16 protein-coding genes and 1 other annotated feature are annotated in these 16024 nt (G+C 41.5%); of the genes, 1 reads left to right on the forward strand and 15 read right to left on the reverse strand.

What is annotated here, in order from left to right:
- Positions 1 to 2: 2 nt before the first annotated feature.
- Positions 3 to 2345: a DUF6273 domain-containing protein gene (locus tag ACHZES_RS12185; RefSeq protein WP_395548994.1), complete on the reverse strand. Its 2343-nt coding sequence runs from the start codon at positions 2343 to 2345 to the stop codon at positions 3 to 5.
- 1378 nt (positions 2346 to 3723) lie between these two features.
- Positions 3724 to 5130, reverse strand: coding sequence for a tyrosine phenol-lyase (locus ACHZES_RS12190; RefSeq protein WP_038278124.1), 1407 nt, complete (start codon positions 5128 to 5130; stop codon positions 3724 to 3726).
- 386 nt (positions 5131 to 5516) lie between these two features.
- Here ACHZES_RS12190 and ACHZES_RS12195 point away from each other — a divergent pair, with 386 nt between their 5' ends.
- Positions 5517 to 6164, forward strand: coding sequence for a GntR family transcriptional regulator (locus ACHZES_RS12195; protein ID WP_242843044.1), 648 nt, complete (start codon positions 5517 to 5519; stop codon positions 6162 to 6164).
- A 327-nt stretch (positions 6165 to 6491) separates the two neighbouring features.
- Here ACHZES_RS12195 and ACHZES_RS12200 read toward each other — a convergent pair whose 3' ends face one another.
- The 13 genes from ACHZES_RS12200 to ACHZES_RS12260 form a co-directional block, all read right to left on the reverse strand.
- Entirely contained in the window at positions 6492 to 7211 is a 720-nt protein-coding gene (locus ACHZES_RS12200) for a polysaccharide deacetylase family protein (RefSeq protein WP_038278328.1), read from the reverse strand.
- Between the two features lie 236 nt (positions 7212 to 7447).
- Positions 7448 to 7651, reverse strand: coding sequence for a cold-shock protein (locus ACHZES_RS12205; protein ID WP_025231175.1), 204 nt, complete (start codon positions 7649 to 7651; stop codon positions 7448 to 7450).
- 258 nt (positions 7652 to 7909) lie between these two features.
- Entirely contained in the window at positions 7910 to 8281 is a 372-nt protein-coding gene (gene rplL / locus ACHZES_RS12210; RefSeq protein WP_013271148.1) for a 50S ribosomal protein L7/L12, read from the reverse strand.
- A 116-nt stretch (positions 8282 to 8397) separates the two neighbouring features.
- Entirely contained in the window at positions 8398 to 8901 is a 504-nt protein-coding gene (rplJ, locus tag ACHZES_RS12215; protein WP_038278117.1) for a 50S ribosomal protein L10, read from the reverse strand.
- A gap of 59 nt (positions 8902 to 8960) precedes the next feature.
- Positions 8961 to 9104: a sequence feature (ribosomal protein L10 leader region), on the reverse strand.
- Positions 9105 to 9144: 40 nt separating this feature from the next.
- Complete coding sequence (rplA, locus tag ACHZES_RS12220; protein ID WP_089993423.1) at positions 9145 to 9840, reverse strand: 50S ribosomal protein L1; 696 nt, start codon at positions 9838 to 9840, stop codon at positions 9145 to 9147.
- A gap of 84 nt (positions 9841 to 9924) precedes the next feature.
- Positions 9925 to 10353, reverse strand: coding sequence for a 50S ribosomal protein L11 (rplK, locus tag ACHZES_RS12225; protein ID WP_038278112.1), 429 nt, complete (start codon positions 10351 to 10353; stop codon positions 9925 to 9927).
- A gap of 85 nt (positions 10354 to 10438) precedes the next feature.
- Positions 10439 to 10954, reverse strand: coding sequence for a transcription termination/antitermination protein NusG (nusG, locus tag ACHZES_RS12230; protein WP_038278110.1), 516 nt, complete (start codon positions 10952 to 10954; stop codon positions 10439 to 10441).
- Positions 10955 to 10977: 23 nt separating this feature from the next.
- Positions 10978 to 11181: a preprotein translocase subunit SecE gene (secE, locus tag ACHZES_RS12235; RefSeq protein WP_038278108.1), complete on the reverse strand. Its 204-nt coding sequence runs from the start codon at positions 11179 to 11181 to the stop codon at positions 10978 to 10980.
- Between the two features lie 24 nt (positions 11182 to 11205).
- On the reverse strand, positions 11206 to 11355 hold the full coding sequence (gene rpmG / locus ACHZES_RS12240) for a 50S ribosomal protein L33 (RefSeq protein WP_013271142.1): 150 nt from the start codon (positions 11353 to 11355) through the stop codon (positions 11206 to 11208).
- Between the two features lie 272 nt (positions 11356 to 11627).
- On the reverse strand, positions 11628 to 12476 hold the full coding sequence (rfbD, locus tag ACHZES_RS12245) for a dTDP-4-dehydrorhamnose reductase (RefSeq protein WP_395548995.1): 849 nt from the start codon (positions 12474 to 12476) through the stop codon (positions 11628 to 11630).
- Positions 12477 to 12535: 59 nt separating this feature from the next.
- Positions 12536 to 13558 carry a dTDP-glucose 4,6-dehydratase gene (rfbB, locus tag ACHZES_RS12250; protein ID WP_038278103.1) on the reverse strand — a complete coding sequence of 341 codons (1023 nt, stop codon included), beginning with the start codon at positions 13556 to 13558 and terminating at the stop codon, positions 12536 to 12538.
- Between the two features lie 67 nt (positions 13559 to 13625).
- On the reverse strand, positions 13626 to 14516 hold the full coding sequence (gene rfbA / locus ACHZES_RS12255) for a glucose-1-phosphate thymidylyltransferase RfbA (RefSeq protein WP_395548996.1): 891 nt from the start codon (positions 14514 to 14516) through the stop codon (positions 13626 to 13628).
- An 84-nt stretch (positions 14517 to 14600) separates the two neighbouring features.
- Positions 14601 to 15788, reverse strand: coding sequence for a MerR family transcriptional regulator (locus ACHZES_RS12260; RefSeq protein ID WP_395548997.1), 1188 nt, complete (start codon positions 15786 to 15788; stop codon positions 14601 to 14603).
- Positions 15789 to 16024 lie beyond the last annotated feature (236 nt).

Genomic DNA, 16024 nt, shown 5'->3' on the forward strand with positions numbered 1-16024 from the left:
TCCTATCCTTGGGGAATTGCCATGGCTGGCCGAATTCCAAAGCTTGTATCATTTACACTTACCGGCTGGATATTTCCATCTACCAGGCTGACTGCATAGATTCTGTCGCCATAAAGAAAATCATTTAGTCCGCGATCCTGTGGGGTACGAAGATAATATCCTTTGGAATAAGCAGAAATCTGTGTTCCTGGATTGTTGGTTTCACTTCCATTAAACCGCCAGAGAACATCACGGTACTTAAGTGCCTCATCCACAGACAAAATGAATACTTTATCACACATTAGCTGAAACATCTCCTTCATAGCCATCAGGCTATTATCATTGAACTGTTCATAGCTTCCCTTCCAGGTGGCACCTATGTATGACCTGGTGATCCCGATATAGGTTTCATGGATAAAATCAGCCGACGCATGATTCAGAAGCCATTCCCGAATATCTGAGTATTTATAATTGTTATTAGATCCAAAAATCAGCTTATTTTCCGCCCCGTTAACAGAGTGTTCCGTTTTTTCGAGTACGTCTGACCGGATCACGCTATCACATAGAAATAATGCCGTCCCTTGGCTATTCCCCATAACATCCTCATAATCCTCATCAACACAGCGAAACAGATAGACCTTGTTTCCTATGGTCCGGGCCTGTATATCACCGATGTTGTAATGCACGGCTACCGGTATTTCACTGGCAGGACTATAACATACTTCACAGATTCCATCATGATCGGAATCCAGATGGCCCGTTGCTGGCAATATTACGGTTTCTTCCTTTCCACATTTCCGGCATCGGACCGTTTCATGACCGTTACTTGTACATGTAGTATTGACCTTATCTGTTATCTGATAATCGTGGCTGCAGATGCTTTCATCATAGGTTTTTTCAAACCCAACTCTTATAATCGTATATTTCTCATCAGCTAGGTTGAATTCATCCATGACAAGTACAGATAAATTCTTAATATTATGGAATGTCTGACTTTTGATCACAGTACTTGGCACATGTCCCTTCGCAATGAGATAAATTTCCTTCCGTTCCGTAACATCAGCCATTGATACCAGATTAAGAAGCCTCTCATTACTTTCTTCTATATTCTTAGTAATAAGTTGCTGGTCTAATGGCTCCTGGCCGCTAAGCCTAATATCTGCTTCTTTTGCAATACTCAGCCACTTTTCCAACTTGTCTTTATCCCCCTGATCCGGGCCCTCTTCTTCTTGAAGGTATTCTCCTTTCACAAACTCAATATAGTATTTCTGGGTCCCATTACCGTTTACAATGACACTCCAAGGACTCGGAACAAGGGAATAATAATAATACCGATCTGCTCCTAAAATGATTTCTGGAAAGTCAACGACAAGGGGATTATCCTCTACTGTCTGACCCTGCTGGGCTTTCAATATCTCGTTGCTATGATTCTCCTTTTCAACAAAATAGAGATTCCAGGCAACCTTTCGAGTTTCTGATGGAGTAGCCACGTTTTCTCTCTCGTAATAAACGTTTAAGATCATTTGATCACTAGTTAACATAAAGCTTTCCTTCTGCCCATCGCACAGCTGATAGCCATCGATAACTGGTTGTATAACAGCAATGGTTCCCCCTTTCAATCCAATACCAACTATGGTATGTAGTATCGTTTTATCTATTACATCCATACACCGTATGGTATATCTGTACTGCTTTCCTTCCTCCCCTGGTTCGTTTGTTTCCTCCGATGATTCCTCAGGCGCCGTAATCACTGGTTCAGTTTCTGATTCTCCTACACTCGGTATCGAATCTTTAGGGCCATTGTCCGGCTTAGTGTCCTTATCTGGTTTTGCACTGCTTCCCCAACTCCCTGCTCCACCGCCACCAGAGCCTCTTCCTGAAAAATTATTTTCCGAAGCTGCCTCTCTCATAGTGACTGTCTGTATCCCCTTACCAGATACATATTGTAATGTTCCGAATTCATCAATCCAGGCTCCAGTAGAATCTACAGAATACCCATCCGGCGTTTTTTCATTTATGTACATGGCTCCTTTTGGATGAGTATTTTCAGATTGGCCCGACAGGTAATAGCATCGCCCATTGATCCATTGCCAGCCGGTTAACATCTTCCCCTTCGTCCCGTCAGAGACAGGGTTTAAAAAATACCATTTGCCGTCAATAAGCCTCCAGCCAGTAACCATATAGCCAGTATCATCAAAGTAATACCAAGCCTCATCAATCATCTTCCAGGCATTCTTTTCATAAATCTGATTATCCTCATAGACCCAATGGTTATCCTTCTGTATCCATGCTCCATAGCTTGGAATTTGTACTTGCATCACCGCTAGGGCTGCACTTAATAAAACAAAACATTTTCTTTTATTCATTGAAAACTTTCATCACTCCTTACTATTTGTTTTTTATCCTTCCAGACAGACCTTTTTAATAAATCTCTTGTATTTACTTAAGAGCTTTCAAGCATTGTAATTTTTCCATATAAAATGGGATAGTCAGGTAAACAGCAATGCATTCAGTCTGTTACTTAAGAAGGGATATATGGTTCCTGCAGGGTTTAATCCTTCAGGTTGCTCCTGATAAAAAAGTAGACCTATACAAATATGTTCTGTAGCCATTTTGTATTAAATTTATTGATGAATTGGGGAATGTAATTGAGAATTATATAAAATCCAAAAGAATAACACCTGAATTGCCGGAATAACAGATAGTCATATCACATAAGGTTCTTTTTTTAGTGACATCGCTTCGGTATTTTTATACCCACATAACATTGGTAACAACCATATTCAAATACCAGGATCAATTAATTGCATGATAAAGCCGCCAACCTATGGATAATTTATTGCTAAATAAATAAGTAGATTCACTCTAAGCAAACTCCATAAATGTAATGCACAAGCTACAAAATACGATATTAACGAAATATAAATAAGATATAAAGATATGAATAAGAACTTAGAAAGATAGACAAGATGGTAAAATATTCACCATAGGAACAGTTAAATACACTAAATAAATTCATCTCCCCCCTGTGAAAACAAAGCGAAATAAACTGAATTATACTTAAAAATGCAATTGTAAAAAATGGGATAAAACGAAAAGGATTCAGATATGGAATACAGTTGCCCGCCTTGCAAGACAATTATATGAGACTAGAAACATAAAGATAGGTTCACGTAGAAATCTAATTAAAACAAACTCATGACAATACAAATATTTAATATACTCCTTTAGAATAGATCAGACAGACACACGAAAACAAAAAGTCTATTTAACGATGACGAATCATCAAATGACCAAAATAAAGCCTGATACCATATACGATTTAACAATGTATTAATCGGGAAATTTTGTCGATACCGACTTGAAAAATCATGATCGCTGCCTAACTGTTTTTAACAATCCCAACAGCATGCTTCCATAAACCAAGAATAAAAATAAAATCAACCAGGCAACGGAACAACACGAACGTAGCGTCTTGCCTACAATGACAGTATACAACAAACCGTGCAGAAAATCAACATGCTCATGCAGAATATATGAAAGCTCTTATTAATTACAAAATTGGCATAGTATTTGATTCCAAAGAGTTTGCTCCGAAGTTTCATAATGAAACTCCGGAGCAAACTTGTGAGGATTTTTTTAGCATTGAATGTCAAATCATATTATTGTCTCCGTTTGAATGTGGTATAATCACTCCCCATAGCCCACAAAGATCTCCTTATGCTATCTTTTTAATTCTAAGTTTCAGAATCCCTTAATTAATTCTCCATTCTTTGGTTCAAAGCGTCCCGTAAAGAAGCGCAGAACTTCAGGCTCATAAACCCACTTAAGACCGCTGATGTCATGTCTCACCTGATACAACTGGATTATTGCGTCAGCAACATAGTCCAGATGTGCATATGTATAAACCCTTCTCGGAATGGTCAGACGGATTGTCTCCAGCTTCGGCACATGGTTCTCTCCTGTCTTATTGTCTCTTCCTGCGGAGATAATGCCCCGCTCCATGGTTCTAACGCCAGAGTACTCGTAAACAGCAGCTGCCAGTGCCTGTGCCGGGAAATCCGTTTTCTGATCCAAATGGTCTAAGAATGCACGGGCATCTACGAAAATTGCATGACCGCCGCTTGGCTTAACCATTGGAACTCCTGCTGCATCCAGCTTTTCGCCAAGGTAACGGATCTGATTTACTCGATGACTGATGTAGTTGAATTCCATTGACTCTCTAAGACCGATTGCCATAGCTTCCATATCTCTTCCTGCCATTCCTCCGTAGGTAGGCATACCTTCATACTGTACGACCATTCCTGTCGCACGGATATATAAATCTTTATCATTCATGCAAAGGAATCCGCCGATATTAGTCAGACAGTCTTTCTTTCCGGACATTGTGCAGCCATCGCCATAGGAGAACAATTCGTGAACAATTTCCTTAATGGTTTTGTCTTCATAGCCTTCTTCTCTTGTCTTAATGAAATATGCGTTCTCCACGCATCTGGTGGCATCAAACATTACCTTAATACCATACTTATGGGCCATCTCGGATACAGCCTTTATGTTAGCCATGGAAACGGGCTGCCCGCCTGCTAAATTTACTGTAACTGCAAGGCAGATATATGGAATCTTGTCTGCGCCGACTTCGTCAATGAGAGCCTGGAACTTATTTAAGTCTACATTGCCCTTGAAGTCCAGGACTGCATTTGGATCATGGGCTTCGTCAATTACCACGTCGCGGAAGGTTGCTCCATTGTGTTCCTGATGGAAGCGGGTTGTGGTGAAGTACATATTTCCCGGCACATAGTCTCCTGGCTTAATGGTAAGAGTAGACAGAATGTTCTCTGCACCGCGTCCCTGATGAGTAGGAACTACATATTTGAATCCAAATAATTCTCGCACAGTCTCTTCTAGATGATAAAAGTTCCTGGAGCCGCCGTAGGCTTCATCACCCAACATCAGTCCTGCCCACTGTCTGTCACTCATTGCATTTGTCCCTGAATCTGTCAGAAGGTCAATAAAACATTCCTCTGATTTTAGCAGGAACGTATTATATCCTGCTGTCTTGATGGCTTCTTTTCTCTCTTCTTTGTTAAGGTTGCCCATAGGCTCTACCATCTTAATTTTGAAAGGCTCTGGTGCAAATCTCATCATATCCATTACTATTCCTCCTTGAAAATGTTTATATTTTTCATTTTAATTAAAAAATCTTTCTCATAATCGTTAAGCGATGCAATGGCCTGCCCCTAACAATGGGATAATTGCATTACCCCATCCTCATTCTCTTATTAAATTTTCCCTACTCTACCTACTTTCCGTCCTATTGATGCATGATGTATGATGCATCATGCATCGTTGTGTTTATTATACATTAATATGCAAACTTGTCAATATTTATTTTACAATTTTAAACTATATTTATATTCCTAGCGTTACGGGAAATATATAGACAAATCAGATCAACAATTACCCCTTTTGTTGCTTTTAAGAAAGATTTATAGTAAACTGTAAAAAACAAGCAATTAAGAACAATCGGGAAGGAGACGATGATGAAGAATACTCTTGTGAAAATGACCCTAAGCGAACAGATATACAACATCCTAAAAAATGAAATCATGAGCGGAACAATTCCTCTGGGAAGCAAAATTACAAATAGAGAACTGCAGGAGCGTTTTTTAGTTTCCTCCACACCGGTGCGAGATACTATCAACAAGCTTTATCAGGATGGTCTCGTAAAAGAAGTTACAAAAACAGGTGCTCAGGTAATCAACTTTGACTATGGATATGCAGAAGAGATCAATGAATTCATTGCGGCTATCTCTTGTGTAGCCCTCACGATGACCGCCGCTAGGGGTGCAGACAAGGAAGTGACAAAGCATTTGAAAGAATATTTAAAAAAGCAGTCAATTGCTACGGATGACGATGCCTACTTTGAGGCAGACTTCCATTTTCATAAGTCGTTTTTTGATTTCTGCGGCAACCAATTTTTGAAAGAAACCTACAAGAGATACAATCTGATCCGTTTTCTTCTGATTAAGTTTGCTATCCGCACAGCTGAGGACCGGTCCTGCTCAACCAAACAGCACAAAGATATCGTCGATGCCTACAGCTCCGGTAACTTTGACCTTGCGTCCAAGCTCCTTGAGCAACACTATATCCACGGTCTTTCACTGATCAAGGGATACAATCCATAAAAAAATATCAGACTAATTCACCTTTCCCTTGTACCTTTGAACAGCGTTTCCACATATCACAATCGATAAGGAGGTAACTGACCATATCAGTTACCTCCTTCTATCTTTTTTCCTTTCAATTAGCATGTCCTCACATCTGTACAGTAACTATACTCCGAAAGAAAATCAACTCTACTCATTCTTCCTACACGGGCGCAATCTCCACATTATGCCAATCCAGTTAACCAGCTATCACGTGGTCCAGTATATTCCTCTATCCAGGTATAACCTTAGCTCACCCACTGCAGCAATCTTATAGAAGATCACTGGCATAGAATCCAATTTGGCTCAATCTATCAGCAGTTCATCGACCGTAACAAAGGTGTACCCCTGCTTCGTCAAAGTATCAATTACCTCCAGGGCCGCTTCCACTGAAGTCGGGTACACATCATGAAGAAGGATAATATCTCCCGGTTCTACCCTCTTTACAATATAACGCACTGTCTTTTTGACGCTCTTTGTCTTCCAGTCTAGAGGGTCCAAATTCCACAGCACAACCGTCATGTCGGTTGTACACTCCAATTCGTCATTCCAGGAACCATAAGGCGGCCGCAGATACTCAGGTCTTGTACCGGTAATCTCTTCGATCTGTCGGTTATTCCTTTCTATTTGCTGGCAGGCAGTTATCACAGATTCCTTGCTCATCTGTACATGAGTAAATCCATGATTTCCGATTAAATGTCCATCCTCTTTCATCTGTTTGAGAATAGCTTCTTTCCCCTCCACATTTTCTCCAAGTATAAAAAATGTGGCATGGACCCCTCTTTTGCGAAGTCCATCAAGAAGCCTTGGCGTATAAACGGAATGAGGGCCGTCATCAAAGGTCAATGCGATCTGCTTATCTCCAGAAAACTGCCTCCTGACCTCGTCTCTTGCCTCTCCATCCGCACCCACAGGGAGAAAAAGGGTATTCTTTGTTTCTATGTATGATTGATGCATAGCCTTTATAAAAATGATATCCAATATAAAAACAACCAGTAAACAGGCCGCTTTCCATTTTATTTTCATATTCCCATAAGCCCAGCTTTCTGTCATTATTAATAAATCTATGGAGCATTACAGGAAAATAAAACCAAAACATTTCTGCCTTTTTCTATCTTTTCCCTTACATGATTTAATTGCAAGGACTTATCCGCATTGTAAAAGAGAAGCCGTTGAAAACACTACAGGCCCACAAAAAAAGGACTGTTCTCATCTTAAAATGAGAACAGCCCTTAAAGCTTACATAGAAATCGAAGCTTTACTTAAGCCATGCAAACGTTAACTGCCTGCAGACCACGGTTTCCTTCTGTTGTGTCATAAGTTACTTTCTGGCCTTCTTCAAGAGTCTTGTAACCATCAGACATGATACCAGAGAAGTGTACGAATACTTCTTCGCCTGTTGCGTCATTTACGATGAAACCATATCCCTTAGCACCATTAAACCATTTTACTGTACCGTTGTTCATAACGTGTACCTCCTATAAAATAAAAAATATTTGATATATCGCCTGAAACAAAAAATCACATATTTTTGTAAATCATCATCCGAAAATAATGACTTACAAAAATATGTGAAATCATAACTCCATTCGATAATACACGTACATTCTAACCTGAATTTACAAAATTGTCAAGACTATTCTGTTATTTTGCGTTAGAAAAGGACAGGGTTTTGTCCCTCTCAAAAAGGTACAAACCCTGTCCAAAATAATCATAAAATAAAATTACTTTAAAGTAACTTTAGCGCCTTCAGCCTCTAAAGAAGCCTTGATCTGCTCAGCCTCTTCCTTGGAAGCGCCAGCCTTTAATACCTTAGGAGCTCCGTCAACTACGTCTTTTGCTTCCTTTAAGCCTAAGCCTGTAGCTTCACGAACAACCTTGATAACTTTAACCTTGTTAGGACCAACTTCTGTTAATTCTACGTCGAATTCAGTCTTCTCTTCTTCTGCTGCTGCAGGACCTGCTGCTGCAACTACTACGCCTGCTGCTGCAGATACACCAAATTCTTCCTCACATGCCTTTACTAATTCGTTTAATTCTAATACAGATAATTCTTTGATCGCTTCGATAAATTCAGCTGTTGTTAACTTTGCCATGATAATATACCTCCGTATTTAATATGTTTTTTTAAGGAAGTTCGATTCGCCTAATCGCTCATCGAACGGCTAATTTTCTAAATTCAGGTGCGTTTCGCTTACCTTTATTAAGAATTTTATGCCTCTGCTGCTTCTCCGCCCTGAGCATCTGCAATCTGCTTGAGAACGCGAGCAATGTTTGTGATAGGAGACTGGATGCTTCCAAGCAACTTTCCAAGAAGGATATCCCTGGAAGGAATGCTGGAGATCTTCTCCATACCTTTTGCATCATAGTAAGCGCCTTCTACAACGCCGCCCTTAATCTCTAAGGCCGGAGCAGTTTTAGCAAACTCAGCCAGGATTCTTGCTGGAGCTGTTGCATCTGTCTTTGACACAGCGATAGCTGTAGGTCCTTCCAGATTAGGTTCCAGAGCCTCAAATGCTGTACCCTGAGCTGCAAAACGGATCATTGTATTCTTATATACTTTGTAGGAAATACCAGCCTCTCTTAATTTCTTACGAAGCGCTGTATCCTGAGCAACTGAGATACCACGGTAATCTACAACTACCGCTGACTCAGCGCCATCAAGTAATTCTTTGATCTCGCTTACAACTGGCTGCTTTAATTCAACTTTTGCCATTATGGTTTACCTCCTGTTTAGTCTGAGCCTCCCGGTTACCCGTAAGGCCCGCTCGTATAAACCGCAAAGAAAAACCCCTCCGCCGGATGGACGGAGAGGTCTACAATTCATTTACATAAAATGATTCTTGTACATTCCTCGGCAGGCGTTAACACCTTATGCCTTGCGGCACCTGCTGTCTTCGGCAGTCAATACTTGCATAGTATAACATTATATATAATTAATGTCAACCACAAAACAAAATTAGTTCATTAACTTTGCTACGTTCAGTTTTACGCCAGGTCCCATAGTGGAAGCCAGTGTAACACTCTTTAAGTAGGCACCCTTAACTGCACTTGGTCTTGCTTTGACGATTGCATCAACAAGCGTCTGGAAGTTGTCCGCTAACTGTTCTTCTGTAAAAGAAGCTTTTCCAACTGGCACGTGGATAATATTTGTCTTATCAAGTCTGTACTCAACCTTACCAGCTTTGATATCGTTGATTGCTTTTGTTACGTCCATGGTAACAGTACCAGCTTTTGGGTTTGGCATTAAGCCCTTAGGTCCCAGGACACGTCCCAGACGACCAACAACACCCATCATATCTGGTGTAGCAACAACTACATCAAAATCTAACCAGCCTTCGTTCTGGATCTTCGGAATCAGTTCCTCAGCTCCAACAAAGTCTGCGCCTGCAGCCAAAGCTTCATCAGCCTTAGGGCCCTTAGCGAAAACTAAAATACGAACAGTCTTACCTGTACCGTGAGGAAGTACAACTGCGCCACGGATCTGCTGGTCAGCGTGACGTCCGTCACAACCGGTTCTGATATGAGCTTCTATGGTTTCATCAAATTTAGCACTTGCATTCTGCTTAACTAAAGAGATTGCTACTGGTGCATCGTAGAGAACAGAACGATCTACTGTTTTAGCTGCCTCTGCGTATCTTTTTCCTCTTTTCATTCTAAATAACCTCCTAGTGGTATTGTCGGGGATTTTCCCTCCCACGTTCTTAAAACTTCATAGACTACAATATTATTAAGAAAATTATGCTTCAACTACTGTGATACCCATACTTCTTGCGGTACCAGCGACCATGCTCATAGCTGATTCAACAGATGCAGCATTTAAGTCAGGCATCTTCAATTCAGCGATCTTCTGTAATTCAGCCTTAGTAATTGTAGCTACCTTTGTCTTATTAGGAACCGCAGATCCGGATTTGATCTTGCAGGCTTTCTTTAATAATACAGCAGCTGGCGGAGTCTTGGTTATGAAGCTGAAGCTTCTGTCAGCATAAACAGTGATAACAACTGGGATGATTAAGTCTCCCTGATCAGCTGTTCTTGCGTTGAATTCCTTTGTAAACTGTACGATGTTTACACCATGCTGTCCAAGTGCTGGACCTACAGGAGGAGCTGGTGTAGCCTTTCCTGCTGGAATCTGCAATTTGATATATCCCGTTACTTTCTTTGCCATAATAAGGCACCTCCTAAATAAATGTGGTATTGTCGGGGATTTCCCTCCCACGAGCCTATACACCGGTATAAGCCGCTTTTACTTGTTACATCTTCTTTACTTCGCTGAAGTTTAATTCTACCGGAGTCTCCCGGCCGAACATCTCAACGCTCATGGTGATGGTTTTCTTACTTTCGTTGATGGACTTGATGGCACCAACTGTATCTTTCCATGCACCGGAAGTTACCACAACGGTATCTCCCTCTTCAAAGCCAATGATGACCTCTTCGTTCTTGAACCCAAGTTTCTCCATCTCTTCTTCTGTCAGAGGAACCGGTTTTGATCCAGGGCCTACAAAGCCTGTCACTCCACGGGTATTACGCACCACATACCATGTATCATCATTCATGACCATGTGAATCAGTACGTAGCCGGGAAACATCTTTTTATCCGCCTTCTTTTCAACGCCATTTTTTATTTCAATGACGGACTCTAACGGAACCGATACTTCCAGAATCTGATCCTGTAAGTTTCTGTTTTCGATTGTTTTTTCAATGTCAACCTTTACTTTGTTCTCATAACCTGAATAGGTATGAACTACATACCAATGTGCTTCTGACATAAACTCACCTTAACCCTTACGAATTATAAGATAAAACTGAGACCAAACTTGATGATAAGATCAAGAATTCCGATAATCAGTCCTAAAGCAATCGCTGAAGAAATAACAGCGATCGTCTGTTTCGTTACGGTTTCTTTGTCAGGCCAAACGATTTTTGAAAACTCAGATTTCAAACCCTTAAAAAAGCTTTTCTTCTGAGCACTCTCGTTGTTCACTGTATCTCCCATAATTTCACGTCCTTTACAAACTGATTACTTTGTTTCCTTGTGCATTGTATGGCTCTTACAGAATCTGCAATACTTCTTGGTTTCCATTCTGTCCGGATGAGTCTTCTTATCCTTGGTCATATTGTAATTACGCTGTTTGCATTCTGTACATGCCAGTGTGATTTTTGTGCGCACGACTTCCACCTCCACTTAAATTTTCATTGTTGTGTTTTAAGTCCCTTTGTCTGCTGCAAGCAATTTTGAGCATAAAAAAAAGACCTAAGCTCTTCCATTCGCCCAATTACTATAACATACAGACCAGGATTCGTCAATCTTTTTTTATGAAAAACTATGATATTCACGGTATTTCGCCATTATATCATGAACACAAATAAATTGCAAGTCCGGTCAGGTGAATTTAAATTTTTTTTAAATCCATCCCAACCAAACCTGCTGCCTGCTGCCCCTTAACCAGGGAAAACGATCTCCAGGTACCGTTTTAAAGCATTCTGCCAGGAAGGCAGGCAAAGAAAACCGTTTTCCTCCAGCTTATCCTTGTTCATACGGCTGTTAGCTGGCCGTTTTGCCTTTGCCGGATACTGATCCGAACCAACAGGCTCCACTTTTACATCCATGCCTGCCTGTCTAAAGATTTCACAGGCAAATTCATACCATGTGCACTCTCCTTCGTTGGTAGCATGATAACGCCCGTATTTTTCCGTTTCAATCATATCTACCAAAAGACGGGCCAGATCATAAGTATAGGTAGGAGAACCTGTCTGATCGGCAACCACCGTTAATTTATCATGAGTCTTACCAAGGTTCAGCATAGTCTTTATAAAGTTCTTCCCGTTCACACCAAACACCCAGGCGATCCTCACGATAAAATATTTTGCGAGGTTTTCTTCCACTGCCAGTTCTCCCTCATATTTGGTCTGGCCGTAAACATTTAACGGTGCCCTTTCGTCATCAGGCTCCCAGGGGCGTGTTCCCTGGCCGTTAAACACATAATCCGTACTGATATACATCATCTTGATATCCAGTTCCCGGCATACTTTGGCAATGTACTCCGTTCCCTTTGCGTTAACGTTCCGGCATAACTCCTCATTATCTTCCGCCGCATCCACAGCCGTATAAGCGGCACAATGGATGACTGCATCAGGAGCGGCTGCCTTAATGACCCGGTTCACGCTGTCCTTATCCGTGATGTCCATCTCATCGATGTCCACACCTACCGCCTCATGCCCCCGTTTTTTCAATTCATTTACTACATCAAATCCAAGCTGGCCTTTTACGCCAGTAACAAATACTTTCATAGATGCCTCTTTTCTTTACGGAAGTTCGGTTTGCCTGACGGCTCCCAATGGGCTGGGAATTATAAACGCTCCCCGTACATGTTATCAAAATAATTCTGGTATTCCCCATTGATGATATGCTTCCACCAGTCCTCATTGTCCAGATACCACTGGATGGTCTGACGGATTCCTGTATCAAAGTTATATTTCGGTTTCCAGCCAAGCTCTGTTTCCAGCTTCTTCGGGTCAATGGCATAACGTCTGTCATGGCCAGGGCGGTCGGTAACGTACTTAATTAAGCTCTCTGGCTTGTCAAGGGCCTTAAGAATGGTCTTAACTACTTCTAAGTTGGTGCGCTCGTTATGTCCGCCTACATTATAGACCTCACCCACTCTTCCCTTATGAATAATTAAGTCGATGGCTTCGCAGTGATCGGAAACATGGAGCCAGTCTCTTACATTTTCCCCAGTTCCATATACCGGAAGTTCTTCATCTGCCAGGGCACGGCTGATGATAAGAGGAATCAGTTTTTCCGGGAAATGATACGGGCCATAGTTATTGGAGCATCTGGAAACGGTCACCGGAAGTCCAAACGTTCTCTGGTATGCCAGAACAAATAAGTCTGCGCTGGCCTTTGAGGAAGAGTAAGGGCTTGAGGTATGAAGAGGGGTTTCCTCTGTAAAGAATAAGTCTGGGCGGTCAAGTGGCAGGTCGCCGTATACTTCATCTGTAGAAACCTGATGATAACGCTTAATTCCATAAGTACGGCAGGCATCAAGGAGGGTTGTGGTTCCCATCACATTCGTTCTTACAAATGACTCAGGGTCAGTAATGGAACGGTCCACATGGCTTTCTGCCGCAAAGTTTACCACCACATCTGGTTTCTCCTTCTCGAAAAGGTCAAAAACAAAGCTTCTGTCTGCAATATCACCTTTTACAAATTTATAATTAGGCTTATCCTCAACAGGCTTCAATGTCTCTAAATTTCCTGCATAAGTCAAAAGGTCCAGATTGATGATCTGATAATCCGGGTACTTATTTACCATGTGATGTACAAAATTTCCCCCGATAAAACCGGCTCCTCCGGTAACGATGATTTTCATTTATATGCTCCTCCTTTTTATTTGCTTAATTACAGCTAAAAGCCGTCGCAAAGCGAATCAAGCTTCCTTAATCGTGTAATTTATCAATATATTTTCCTGCAAGTACATCCATCAGATACTGTCCGTACTGGTTCTTTTTCAAAGGCTCAATGTTCTTCAATAGCTGATCCTTTGTGATCCAGTGGTTTAAATATGCGATTTCTTCCAGGCAGGCGATCTTCCTGTGCTGGTGTGTCTCCATAGTGCGAACAAAATCCGTTGCATCTGCCAGAGATTCATGAGTTCCTGTATCAAGCCAGGTAAAGCCCTGACCTAAAAGCTCCACATCAAGCTCTCCATCTTCCAGGTAAATGCGGTTTAAATCTGTAATCTCCAATTCGCCCCTGGCCGATGGCTTTAAGTTCTTCGCATATTCCACTACTTTATTATCATAGAAATAAAGTCCGGTCACACAATAATTGCTCTTTGGTTTTGCCGGCTTTTCCTCAATGGACACTGCTTTTCCTTCAGAATCAAATTCCACGATGCCAAAACGCTCCGGATCATCTACGTAATAGCCGAATACAGTCGCTCCATCCTTTTTGTTAGCCGCATTTAACAGACGCTTGTTAAGTCCATGACCTGCAAAAATATTATCTCCAAGGATCATGGCCACGCTTTCGTCTCCAATGAATTCCTCACCAATGATAAATGCCTGTGCCAGACCATCGGGGGAAGGCTGGACCGCATAAGATAAGCGGATACCAAACTGTCCTCCATCTCCTAAAAGCGCCTCAAAACGTGGTGTGTCATCAGGGGTGGAGATGATCAGGATATCCCGGATTCCTGCGTTCATCAGAACGGACAGTGGATAATAAATCATCGGCTTATCATAAATAGGCAGTAACTGTTTAGAAGTTACCATAGTTAGCGGGTAAAGTCTGGTGCCGGAGCCTCCGGCAAGTATAATTCCTTTCATTTCTTTCTCCTCCGTATCTATTTGTGATACCATCATACAGGGTGACGTAAGGTTACTGTCAAGTCCTTTTCCATTAATTTTTCTTTACTTTCTGCAGATAAATGCCCCAGCCCGTTTTGTAATATGGATAAAACCTTTCTTTTCCATTTTCTTCTTTAAAAATTCCCGGAATTCCTCATAACGGTCACTTAAATACTCCTGTTGGTTTCCATGGCAGGAAAGTATGTACTCCATAAGAGCGCCAGGATCACTGACTTCCAGGTAATCCTTATAGTCTCTCTTTTCCACGGAACTGAAATGACCTTTTAAGATCTCCTCCCCATTCTCGAGTCCAAAGACATCATATAAATTCACTTCGGATAGCGCAATTCTGGAATCGAATTCCTTAACCAGCTGGCTGATTTCCTTCATATGATCCGAACCATAGGTGCTGCAATAAAAAACGCCCTCAGGTTTTAGGACTCTCTGTACCTGATCCAATGCCCCATCCAAATTCGTTAAGTAAAACAGAACATGATTGGCGGTCACAATATGAAAGCTTTCATCAGGCTTTGGGATCTGACGGCAGTCAAATACTTCAAAGGAAAAGGAGCCGGGAACGCCTTTTAAGCCTTCTTCCACATCCCGGATCATCCCTTCTGAAATGTCAGACAGGCAGATCTTCGTATCCACCGGCAGCTTGTTCCTGTTTGCACGCCACAGTTCCCCATTGCCGCATCCCAGCTCCAGTACACTTTTTCCATCCAAAGGTTCCATAAGACCATACAGCCACTGAAACCATCCCATAGGATTCTTTGTATACTTTTTGTGAAGCCCGATCCGAATGTTTATGTTAGCCGCATCCTTATACTGTTCCACAAGGGATCGTTCCATATTGGTAATATGGATTAAGTGAAGAATTTTATTCCAGTCCACAGCCTGATTTTCCGTCACCAGCTTTGATGTTTCCGTAAGGGTCTGCTCTACAAGCTTTAAGTGCTCGATCCTCTTTCTGATCAGATTCAATTGAAGCCGAAGAGACCCTTCCACATAATCATTGTCATTGTCATTGATGGTTATGGAGCGGATTTCATCTAAGGAAAAGCCCAGATACTTTAAGGAAAGAATTTTCTGAAGCTTAGCAAAATCAGAATCCGTATAAAGCCGGTATCCTCCCTCGCTCATTCCGGAAGGTTTTAATAGTCCCTGTTTATCGTAATACCGGACGGTGCGAATGGAAACATTGGCCTTTTTCGCGAACTGGCCTGAGGTATAATATGGGTTCACCGGCATGTCACCTCCTTATTCCTACATTATTATATTTGTATTATATAGGGTGACGTATGGTCATGGTCAAGTGGATTTTTAAAGATCATGTAAAATTTCAAAAAATTATCCAATTCTTACTGCTGCTGATGACTACTTATAAATAAAGAACGTGTGCAAGTCTTAAGATCTGTAAACTGGTCCCCATGTCAAGGGCATTTAAAAAAAAGAGTATGATAAAGCGTCACAGCTAGTAATTGTAG

The sequence above is a fragment of the Lacrimispora sanguinis genome (genome assembly GCF_044987295.1).
Taxonomy (GTDB): domain Bacteria; phylum Bacillota; class Clostridia; order Lachnospirales; family Lachnospiraceae; genus Lacrimispora; species Lacrimispora celerecrescens_B.